This is a genomic window from Roseiconus nitratireducens (assembly GCF_008629675.1).
In the GTDB taxonomy this organism is placed as follows: domain Bacteria; phylum Planctomycetota; class Planctomycetia; order Pirellulales; family Pirellulaceae; genus Stieleria; species Stieleria nitratireducens.
Window position 1 is genome coordinate 77440 of the sequence record NZ_VWOX01000008.1, and the last position, 11382, is coordinate 88821.

Annotated in this window: 7 protein-coding genes; 4 read left to right on the plus strand and 3 right to left on the minus strand. The window is 58.8% G+C overall.

Annotated features, from left to right (window positions below):
* Window positions 1-47 precede the first annotated feature (47 nt).
* The 3 genes from FYK55_RS15130 to FYK55_RS15140 all read left to right on the plus strand — a co-directional run bounded on the left by FYK55_RS15130 (window position 48) and on the right by FYK55_RS15140 (window position 7836).
* Window positions 48-1502, plus strand: a complete 1455-nt coding sequence (locus tag FYK55_RS15130; protein ID WP_150077280.1) for a basic secretory protein-like protein — start codon at window positions 48-50, stop codon at window positions 1500-1502.
* A gap of 285 nt (window positions 1503-1787) precedes the next feature.
* Window positions 1788-4265, plus strand: coding sequence for a patatin-like phospholipase family protein (locus FYK55_RS15135; RefSeq protein ID WP_150077281.1), 2478 nt, complete (start codon window positions 1788-1790; stop codon window positions 4263-4265).
* Between the two features lie 907 nt (window positions 4266-5172).
* The gene (locus tag FYK55_RS15140; protein WP_235908713.1) at window positions 5173-7836 is read left to right on the plus strand and encodes a DEAD/DEAH box helicase; all 2664 of its coding nucleotides are present in this window, start codon (window positions 5173-5175) and stop codon (window positions 7834-7836) included.
* 74 nt (window positions 7837-7910) lie between these two features.
* Here FYK55_RS15140 and FYK55_RS15145 read toward each other — a convergent pair whose 3' ends face one another.
* The 3 genes from FYK55_RS15145 to FYK55_RS15155 all read right to left on the minus strand — a co-directional run bounded on the left by FYK55_RS15145 (window position 7911) and on the right by FYK55_RS15155 (window position 10828).
* Window positions 7911-8117 carry a DUF1049 domain-containing protein gene (locus FYK55_RS15145; protein ID WP_150077283.1) on the minus strand — a complete coding sequence of 69 codons (207 nt, stop codon included), beginning with the start codon at window positions 8115-8117 and terminating at the stop codon, window positions 7911-7913.
* Window positions 8118-8272: 155 nt separating this feature from the next.
* Window positions 8273-10603 carry an arylsulfatase gene (locus tag FYK55_RS15150; protein ID WP_150077284.1) on the minus strand — a complete coding sequence of 777 codons (2331 nt, stop codon included), beginning with the start codon at window positions 10601-10603 and terminating at the stop codon, window positions 8273-8275.
* A gap of 3 nt (window positions 10604-10606) precedes the next feature.
* The gene (locus FYK55_RS15155) at window positions 10607-10828 is read right to left on the minus strand and encodes a hypothetical protein (protein ID WP_150077285.1); all 222 of its coding nucleotides are present in this window, start codon (window positions 10826-10828) and stop codon (window positions 10607-10609) included.
* 217 nt (window positions 10829-11045) lie between these two features.
* On the opposite strand from FYK55_RS15155, the gene FYK55_RS15160 reads away from it, so the two are divergent.
* The gene (locus FYK55_RS15160) at window positions 11046-11237 is read left to right on the plus strand and encodes a hypothetical protein (RefSeq protein ID WP_150077286.1); all 192 of its coding nucleotides are present in this window, start codon (window positions 11046-11048) and stop codon (window positions 11235-11237) included.
* Window positions 11238-11382: the final 145 nt, after the last annotated feature.

Here is an 11382-nt window from a genome sequence, read left to right on the forward strand (position 1 = left end):
GGCGTTCGCAACGGTCGCCTGGCCGACCGGTTGGGTTGAACGACCGAATGACCACGCGTCCTGAAACGCAATCCAAACACGACTCAAATCACAACATGCCCGGCACATCGCGAGAATCAGAAACGAACACGCCTTCCAGATTGATGCCGACGGAAGGCATTTGGGCACGACGCGTAGCATTCGCCGCGGCAATGTACTTGGTCGCATTGCCAGCCGCGGGCGACTCGAAGGCGATCGCGGAAACTAATGTCCAAGTCGAGCGCCGGACACCTGCGGAAGCTTCGCCTGCATTTACTTTTTCGCGAGTCCCCGCCCCATCCGCAACCGACGCCGGCAATTTGGCGACACCGATGCTGGTGCGTGGAATGCAGGATCGAAATGGCGGTCGAGCTTTTGTGCTGCAAGACGGCGCATTGCCATCGCACCAAGACCAACCCGATGCCAATTTCTTCCTGGCCGGCAACGCACCGGGCCGACTGCTTTTCGATTTTGGCAAACCCATCGAACTGCGGCAGATCAATAGTTACTCGTGGCACACCGATTCGCGAGCCGACCAACGGTACGAGATCTTTATCCCGACCGGTGACTTGAAACCCTCCGAAGCGAGAGAAACCTCGGCAGCGTCCACCCTCGATTCCCGCTGGGAAAGCATCACGGTGGTCGACTCCCGAACTGAGGATGCGTCTGCGACGCAGGTGGGTGCTTCCGTCACGTCGTCGGATGGAGGTGTCATCGCGACCACGCAGTACGTGTTGCTGGCGATCAAACCGACGGATGCCGGAAAGCGATTTTGCCAAACGTTCTTTTCCGAAATTGATTTCGTTGATGGTCAGACCCACCCGGCCGCTCCGCAGAATGCTCCCGAGAAATGCATCGATCACTTGGTGATCAATGAACAATTCACCATTCACTTTGACACCACGGAGGTGCCGGCGCTTCGCCCCTGGGTCCAGACAACGCTGATGCCCGCTTGCCAGAAGTGGTATCCACGAATTGTTTCTTCGCTGCCCAGCAAGGGTTTCGCTCCGCCGACAGACTTCCGCATCGTCTTTCGCGATGGAATGCGCGGCGTGGCTTACACGAGTGGGCAGAACATTTACTGCGCCGGTGACTGGTACCAGGCCAACCTGGAAACGGAGGCGACCGGAAGCGTCGTCCACGAATTGGTTCACGTCGTCCAGCAATACGGGCTTGCCGGTGACCGACGTCCTCCGGGCTGGTTGGTCGAAGGGATCGCCGATCACATCCGTTGGTACCAGTTCGAACCACCGGAAAACCGTCGGCGGATCAATTGGGAGCGTGCCGATTTTGACGACGCCTACTTTCCGTCGGCAACGTTTCTGGATTACATCGTCCAGAACATGGATCCCGATGCGATCCGGCAAATCAACGCCGACTGTCGTCACGGCCGCTACCGGGAGAACTATTGGCAACTTCGCTATGGCAAGTCGGCCGAGGCAATTTGGGCGGAAGCCCGAAAAGCGGCTCAACCGGCTGACTGACTTCTCCGCTCCGGCCGTCCGGTTGCCAGTGACGTCTCCCGAACTCCCGGTCCGGCCCCCCACCCTCGACGGCGGTCCCGGCACCAGAAGATCAGGCGATGAGAGGCGGAGGCCCCGTCGCGATTCCCAATCCGTTCACCAGCGTCGCCGCAGCTAACGGAAGGCCATCTCGCGGTCCGGGCGACCATAATGGATGAACATGCCTAATATCGACCTAAACTGTGCAGGGGGAGGTCGATCGCCAAGAAAGCACGTCATGCGAACGCTAGAGCACGCGGGAAATCAATGAGTACTATCGGTCTGGCACTTTCCGGGGGCGGTTTCCGCGCCACGCTGTTCCACCTGGGCATCATCCGCTATCTCCGCGACGCGAACCAGCTTTCACGCGTCAGCCACCTGACGTCCGTCTCGGGCGGCAGCATCGCCGCGGCGCACTTCGTCTTGAATTGGGACCGCTACACCGGTTCGGAGGAACAGTTCGATGAAGCGGCCGAAGAATTGCTCGATTTCATACGAACGGACGTCCGCAACCGGATCGTGCGACGATTTCCGCTAGCCCTGGTCGGAAACGGTGTCCGGCAGGTGACCGGCCAAGGCCGTAAACGACAGTGGAGCAGGCCAGGCCTGCTGGAGAAGGAGTACGAGAAACATCTCTTCGGAGACAAATGCTTGTACGAGTTGCCCGCGTTGCCGCAACTTCACATGCTGGCGACCAACATCAACGAAGGCCGACTTTGCTCGTTCACCCGACGAGGACTGCTGGTTGAAAAGCGACAACCGGGACACGGAGGCCAATTTGAATTGTTGCCGACGAGGATGGCGACCGTGCCGATGGCCGTCGCGGCGTCGTCGGCGTTTCCAGGCTTCTTCCCGCCGCTACCGATTACCGCCAACGATGTCGGATTTGCCGAAGGCAAGTTTCCGCCGCACTTGTTCACTGATGGCGGCGTGTATGACAACCTGGGCGTGCGGATGTTTCGGCACATCCAAAACTCTTGGATCGGGCACGACACGCCGTTGTGTGCTCACGATTTTGTCGACTTGCAAGCTGCCGCGAAGACTCTTGCCGGTGCAGGGGCATCGAGACCTGACGCCCTCGCACGTCTCGCCAGCTTGGCCCGATGCGACGTCCACCAGGACGCCGCCGCTGATCACCAAACGTTTGCGGACAAACTGCCCGAACGGCTCTGGAGCATCATCGTCGACAAACAGTTGTACAACGATCCGGCATTCGCGGATCTCAACGTGGACGACGATCAAGTCGCGGACTTGCTGCGATTTGCCAAGCGTGACCGTGAACTGGAGTTCGGAGACCACCTGTGGCTGAACCGTTCGCTGATGCAGGCCGCGTTTGCCTCAGCCGGTCAGGGACAACTCTTTCACGCAACTCGCAATCACTTCGATGCGGTCATCGTCAGTGACGCCGGTCGCCAGCTCGCGGTCACACGACGAACCAAAGCGGGCGGCCTGGTCGGTGTCGCGCTTCGGGCCAGCGATATTCTGATGGATCGTGTCTGGGAATTGGAATGTGACACGTTCCATGCCGAGCCGGACTTTCTGTTCGCGCCGATTTCCGAAACGGTCAGCCTGGCCGAGGATCCGACGGCCCTGCATCCGGAGATCCAGAGCCAGGTCGCGGACATTCGCACCGACCTGGATCGTTTCAGCGAACTGGAAATCAGCGGGCTGGTCCGACACGGCTACGGCGTGATGCGGAGCGTCTGCCGCAGTCGCCCCGATGTCTTTGGAACCAGCGGGCCTGAAGGTCCTCCGTGGGATCCGACGCAAATCCGTTCCGCGGAAACCGTAAAAGCAAGCAACGCAACCAGCCCCGTCACACGGCAGGCGCGGAGTCTCCACGATTCCGCCCAGCGCCAACTATTTTCGCATCTCTTCTCGTTTCGCGATTGGCCGTCCTACCTGTATCTGCCCCTGGTGCTGGCAATCCTGATCGGAGGCCCGATTCTGGCCTACAAGGCGTACCAAAGGGCGCACCGTTCCGAGATGATTGTCGACGCGATCACCTTCAGCAATCCTGATTTCCAGCATGTGCTGCAACTTGCCCGCCAGCGATCGACTCCCGGCGAATGGACTCCGTTGGTCGCGGAGGAGGTGAAAGAACTTAAACCGGTGGACGTCGAAGGCTTCCGGATGATCACCGACCCCCGTGTTTTCGACATGCGTGCGTGGGAATCGGACGCTTCGGACATGCCGCAACGAACCGTGGTGTATCGTCGGATGCAGGTTCGCAGAATCGCACTGCCCCCAGAGACCGCGAGCGAAGACGCGGTCCAAGACTTCAACAGATTTCGTCTGCGACAGTTTACCTTGAGCAGCCAGGCTTTTGTCCGGTGCAACGCTCCGGAACTAAAACCAGTCCTGCGATTCACACCCGCGGTCAATGAAATGGGGCAGAAAGGGTTCATTTACGAAATAGAGTTTGACCTCTCGTCGGTACCCGAAGGACAGGATTTTGACATTGGATTCGAAGTCACCGACACTGGAATTCAGGGACGCGTCGAGCCCCTCAATCGAATCCTGTTTCCAATCTTCGCCCCAACCGATGTGGCTTCGATGTGGGTATTTCTTCCCGAGGGCAGACCCTATCGAAGTTTCAAACTGATCGGTTACGACTCCAAGGCGCCGGTCAACGTGGAATCGATTTCTCCGACGTACGAGTTCCAAATGGCGGACGGTTCTCTCTTCGGCTGGATGCTGGTGGCACCCCGAGAGGAAAACACCTACGAATGTCGCTGGACCTGACGTGAATGACGGGCAAACGGGCTGCATCGCCACGGGCGTGCGCAGCGTCACACCTTCCCGACAGCTTCGGGCGTGGGATGCACTGTCGCGTTCCGTTCCTCGAATGTAGGCGCCCGTCGCAGTTCCGCGGGACAAGAGGCGACAATCGCTCTCAGTAGCCCGGGGCGAGTTGGTTGCCGCGCCAGCCCAGCGGGTGTTTGCCGCTTCCCGAGGCATCGACTAGCGTTGTTGTCCTGCCATCAAGCGTCGAAATGGTTGAACAACGTGCTGGCGTGCAGCGCACGTCGTGTTGAGCACGGCCATTCTAGCGGGGGGTCGGCCCCGTGCAGCGCGACGCATCCGTTTCGACTCAGATTCCGCGAGAACGCGTAAAACGCGGCCCCTGCCACCGCTTGGCGACGGCGGCTCGGTTGACGAGCGATGCACCGACTTTCGGCTCCAAAGCCCTGCGGTCCAGCGAACTGGACAGCCTCACTGTCAATCAAAAACACCGTGATTTACGGTGCAATGAATGGCAAGACGCTCGCCGCCGGTTGAGGCGAGAAATCCCACGGCGAGCGCCACGCGGCTCACCCAAAGTGGCGCTGTTCAGCTAGCCGGCGCCGTCAACAGGATCGTTGACGACCGAATAAGGGGCGTTCAACCAAGATTGCCCGCAAGTCGAGAATCCCTTTCAATAGGGCCTTCATCAACCGCAGCGACGATCGAAGCGAACAAGGAGGGACGGATCATGACGTCCAAGACCAAGAATTCTCAGACTTCCGGGTCGTACACAAAACGCCCGTCAAAGCCTTCTTCAAAGCCTCGGTCGCCGCGTCAAAAGAGAGGGAATGTTTTTCATCAGCGACTCGGATCGCTTACCTTCCATCAGGCAATCCAATTGCTTGGTGACGATGGCGCAAAACTGATGCGACTGGGAGACCGGTTCTCTGAAATCAACCCGGACGACGTCTTCCTCGGCGGCGACCTGCTGCGTGCCAAAGTCGCAGACGTGGGCGAAAAGTTTCATGGGCCTGACACTCCTCCGGAGTTGGCCGATGGAACGGTGATCGTAACGCTGACATTGCAGTCGGCACGGGCAAAACAGATCCAAACCAACTGTGACTCCTGCGACATGCCCTGTCACCACGTGGCCGTCACGCTGGATTACCTGCTGGATTCCAAATCGGTTCTTGGATTGGCGGTTCCCCCAGACGAATCCGTCCCGCTTGAACACCTCACGGAGAAAGAGGCGTTCGACCGAGCTCTTGATGAACGTCGCAAACGTGCCGCAGAAGAGCCGATGCGTGTGCGCAGCATGGACGCATCGATCCCCTGGGCCGATTACGTGGTGACCAGCCACAACACCGGAAAATCTTACCGGGTCGCCCTGCGGGGGACTGAGCCACATCAATCGTATTGCTCATGTCCTGATTTCCGCACCAACGGGTTGGGCACCTGCAAGCACGTTCTGAATGTTGCGGAGAAAGTTCAAAAGCGATTCAGCGCCGCTCGTCTTGCTGAACCGTACACTCGAAAACACATTTCGTTGCGGATGCACTATGGCCAAGACTTTGGACTCCGCTTCAATGTGCCAACGCGGAAGAACCCTTCGGTTCTCGAAATTGTCGGCGATCTTGTCGACCAGTCGACGACGGATGCCCACGACGTGATGCAGCGCATCGAGGCCCTGGAAGCCAAGGGGCGAGACCTGCAAATCTTCCCCGACGCGGAAGAATTCATCCAGCGAGAGCTGATTCGCAAGCAGCTTGCGGACAAGTGCGAAGAGATCCGACGAGATCCGGAAGGGCACCCGCTCCGCGAAAAGTTGCTGACCGCCAAATTGCTGCCCTACCAATTAGACGGAATCGCATTCGCTACCGCCTCCGGTCGAGCGATCCTCGCCGACGACATGGGGCTGGGCAAAACCATCCAGGGCATCGGAACGGCAGAGTTGCTGTCGCGTTGGGCAGGCATTCGTCGCGTGTTGGTGATTTGCCCGGCATCGCTGAAAAGCCAGTGGCGCGACGAGGTCGCACGATTTAGCGGTCGGAGCGTCCAATTGGTGATGGGAACCGCCCCGGAGCGGATCGAGCAGTACCAGAGCGACACGTTCTTCACCGTCTGCAATTACGAGCAGGTGCTCCGCGACCTGGAACCGATCGAATCGGTGGATTGGGATTTAGTCATCCTGGACGAAGGTCAACGAATCAAGAACTGGGAGTCGAAGACCAGCAACATGATCCGTTCAATCAGCAGCCCGTTCCGATTGGTACTTTCCGGCACACCGTTGGAAAACAATCTGGGTGAACTGTTCACGGTGACCCGATTTGTGGACGAACACCGTCTCGGCTCCGCTTTCAAGTTCTTCAACCGGCACCGTGTCGTCGACGACAAAGGCAAAACGATCGGCTACCAGCATCTTGATCTGCTGCGTGAGCGGATGAAGCCGATCTTGCTTCGCCGCACGCGCGGCGAAGTCGCGAAACAATTGCCCAACCGGATCGACCAGATTATTCGCGTGACACCGACCGACGAGCAACTGGAAATCCACAACGGACAAATGAGAATCGTCGCTCAAATCACCGGCAAGAAGTTCCTCACCGAGATGGATTTGCTGCGGCTCCGACGTGCCTTGGCGATCGCTCGAATGGCGTGCGACAGCACCTATCTGGTCACGCAACAGGAGCCCGAATACAGCAGCAAGCTGGAACGACTGAGCGAACTGTTGGAAAGTCTGCTCGCGGATCCCAGCCGAAAGATTGTCCTGTTCTCGGAATGGAAGCGAATGCTCGATCGCGTCGAATCACGACTCGACCAGATCGGCTGCGACTATGTCCGACTGGACGGCAGCGTGACGCAGAAAAAACGTCCGGCGATTGTCTCGGCGTTTCAAGATGATCCGGAATGCCGCGTGATCCTGATGACCAACGCGGGAAGCACGGGGTTGAATCTGCAATCCGCCAATGTCGTCGTCAACTGCGACCTGCCCTGGAACCCCGCCGTGCTGGAGCAACGCATCGCCCGGGCCCATCGCATGGGACAAAAGAACCCGGTGCACGTCTACAATCTGGTCACAACCGATACAATCGAAGAAGGCCTGCTTGACACGCTGGCATCCAAGCAGGAACTCGCCGATGCATCACTGAACTTTGACAGTGAAACTCACGCCGTTGCCGTTTCCAGTGGCACGGACGATCTTCGCAAGCGGCTGGAGAAAATGAAGCTTCCGCAGTTTGCGGCCCCCGTTGACGAAAGCAAACGGGCGAACGTCACCGCCGAATCACAACGCATCGCGGAGCGACGCAGGAACGTTTCCAAAGCAACCGGCGACCTCGTCACCGCCGCGTTGTCGCTAGCCGGCAATCTGTTGGGCGGACCCGGTGACACTCCCGTCGATGAACGAACCGTGGATGACCTGACGCGCCAATTGTCCGATTCCGTCGACCGCGATGCGCAAGATCGACCGCAATTGACGATCACACTGGAAGACGAAACGGCCCTTCGCTCACTGGCATCGACCTTGGCCTCCCTGCTGGCCTCCTCGACGCGCGCACCGGATCACACCAACACTCAGCCGACAGCGGACTGAGACTCAGCGAAACGCATTCCTGCGGGGTCGACTGGCCCGAGCCCGCGGCGGCACCTCGATGTGCCGCCGACACGCTATTTCTGCAACGACTTCCTGAACAGTCCCACCAATCCCCATCCGGTGATCATGCCTAGGACGTAGGCACCGATGATGACGATGCACTTGGAAATCGTCGCCGACCAGACCAGAAAAGTGACTTCGACCCCCGCCAAATTCTGGACCGCAAAAATCACGATCGCCAAAAGGGCAATCACGGCCAGTCCCGTTGTCACGTAATGCATAGGGTTCTCTGGGGTTGTGGTTCCACTCCATCCGCCGACCTGAATCGTCGCCGCAATCTTGCTGCATTTCAAGATCCCGTCAGCGACGATCTCCGGCGGAGCTCACACGCAAACGCCCTGGCACCTCGGACTTCAAGCCCGCGCGTGCTCGCAAGTCACTTGATTTCCACGACCACGTTGTCGATCTTGCCGGTGAAGGGGAACGGTGCTTGATATGCATCGGTGACCGGTTGTCCCGTGTCCTCGCCGACACCGAACGTGTCGATCCCAAACCGTCCGCCCACGGTCGCATCCATTTGCCCGTCCGCGACCGTCTGGCCGTTGACATCCAGCTTGATCGTGGCTCCCTTGCCCGCGCCGCCTCCGGCGTAATCGAAATGAACCGTGATGGTCGCGTCTCCCGAGGGAACGGGCTGTTGGCCTTTGACCACGGTGTGTTTTTCAAAATAGTTGTAGTCGAACACGGGAACACCCTGATCCAGGTACAGCACGATCCCAGCCGCCACACCGCCGAATCCCATGATCACTCCCTCGGCCTTTCCGCCTTCGGTGTTCACCTTTGCGGTCAACGTCCAACTGTTGTTCTTCATGGGCGGCGCGGCCGGTTCGGCGATCCGGGTGGCGCCGGCAAAGTAGGTGTAGGTGGATGAATCTTCGTTGGAACCGGGAACGGGCGGCTTCGGAATCGCTAGTCGCGCTGATCCCCGGTCATCCAGCGGATAAATGTCGTGCTCCTCGGCGGCCTTTTTGAACTCGCGTTTTAACGCTTCCAGTTTTTCGGGCATTTCCGCCGCCAGGTCGTTGGCCTCCGAAAAGTCTTCCTCAAGGTGATAGAGTTCCCAACGGTCCTGGTCCCAGTTGCCCGGCGCGATGTCTTGGCGCCAGGGTCGCGTGTGCTGGGCATTTGCCTTCCAACCGTTGTCGTAGAACGAACGGTTGCTGAAGACTTCAAAGTACTGCGCGTCGCGTCCTTTAAACTCCGGGTCGTCAAAACTCGCCAGGAACGACTTGCCTGCCAGCGGCTTTTGCTTGAAGCCGTTGACCTCTTCCGGCATCGGAACGTTGGCCGCTTCCAGAATCGTGGGCACGACATCCACCAGATGCAGGAACGCGTCGCGCGGCTGTGCATCCGGTTTGATCTTGGCCGGCCATGAAACCACCATCGGATTACGCGTCCCGCCCAAGTGCGAGGCGACTTGTTTGACCCACTGGAACGGTGTGTTCCCCGCCCAGGCCCAACCGAGCGGATAGTGGGGCTCCGATTCGGGACCGCCAAGCTTATCCAGATTCGCCAGCACTTCGTCCAGATCCGTCGCCAGACCGTTCAAGTTCTTGATCTCGTTCAGCGTCCCGTCCGGGCCGCCCTCGGCCGATGCACCGTTGTCGCCGACGATGTAGAGAATCAGCGTGTTGTCGGCATCCGGCAACTGCTTGACCGCATCCAGAAGTCGCCCCACCTCGTGGTCGGTGAACGCAAAATAGCCCGCAAAGTTTTCAAACAACGCGGTGTAAACTCGCTTTTGGTCGTCGCTCAAACCTTCCCACTCCGGCACCCAGTCGGGTCGCGCGGTGAGCTTGGTCCCCTCGGGGATGATGCCCCGGTCCAGTTGGTTTTGAAAAACCTGCTCCCGGTACTTTTCCCAGCCCATGTCGAACTTTCCTTTGAAGGGCTCCCGCCACTTCGCGGTCACGTGGTGCGGGGCGTGCATTGCACCCGGGGCGAAGTACATGAAGAACGGCTTGTTGGGTGCAACCGATTTGGAAAACTTCATCCGCGCAATGGCCTTGTCGGTCATATCGGTCATGAAGTGGTAGCCTTCTTCGGGAGTTTTCTCCGGTTCGACCGGCGTCGTGTTCTCGAAGATCACCGGATAGTACTGGTGCGTCTCGCCGGCATTGAAACCGTAAAAGTATTCAAAGCCCATTCCGGTCGGCCAACGGTCGAAAGGACCAGCAACGGTGGTTTCCCAGTCGGGCGTGTTGTGGTTCTTGCCGTACCACCAGGTGTTGTAGCCGTTGTCCTTCAGAATCTGACCGATCGTGGCGGTCGACCTGGGAAGCATCGTGGAGTAGTTGGGGAACCCCGTGGCCCACTCCATCAGAAAACCGTTTCCGCACTCGTGGTGATTCCGGCCCGTCAGCAACGCCGCCCGAGACGGACCGCAAATGGCCGTGGTGTGGAAACGGTTGTACTTCAGCCCTTCCGATGCCAATTTGTCAAGATTCGGTGTCGGGATCAGTCCGCCGAAGGTCGACGTCTGGCCGAACCCGACGTCATCCAGCAGGATCACGATCACGTTGGGCGCGCCCTCGGGAGCGGCAACCGGACCCTGCCAGTCCGCTTTCGATTCTTTGTAGGTTTCTCCGATCTTGCCTTCGAACGGCGTCAACGGCATCGGAAGCTTCTCACGATCAGGACTCTGGGCGAATCCGAACGCGGCAAGGGCGACACACCCAAACAGGATGGACACAGCAAAACGTGGCATCGATCAAGCACCTTGTTGGAGGAAGCTGGAATCCCAATAGAGTTGGCCGGCCCGAACCACTTCGTCCATCGAGGCACCGACCGTGAAGCCGATGCCGCATCGCCCGCCGTCGGTCCGCGAAGCTCTGGCATGCCATCCGACACACAACGCCGGGATGCCAAGTATCCTATGGTTACCGGGCAGCGTCCCCAACCGAAATGTCCAGTTTCCGGTGGAATTCATCATGCATTCATCTCACTTGGCGTTCGCGCCACGTGAGATAGCACTTGCACCGCAAAAAAAACGAAGCAGTTGTCGACGACGGGCTCTAACCACCAATTGCCGACTTGGACCGGACGCTCGGTGGGACACACCGTGTTAACGGAACGGCGTCGCCTCCTCGACCTGATTGTCCGCGTCGTTTTGGATGCGGATCGCCCCATTGATTCATCGAGAACCCCACATGAACAAGCCCATCACCGCCGGCGTCGCCAGTTTCACGGGCTGGTCGGTCGCGACTCTTGCCGTCAGTTATTTCAAACACGGCGAATTTTCCTGGTCGATCGCATTCGTTGGCGGAGCCGCGATGGGATTGGGGATGTATGCCCTTGCCCAGTGGAAGCAGAATCGCGAAGAACGAGCAGACGATTCTTGAGTCCAGCGTGCGATGCAGGCACGGAACCTGCACCTTCGCCAAGACATTGACTTCAGCGAGCCAAAGCCGCACGTCGTTTTCTACGCATTCAGTCCGGTTCCGATTTGCTCGATCCGCACTGGACTGGATTGGAGAAAGGAAGAAT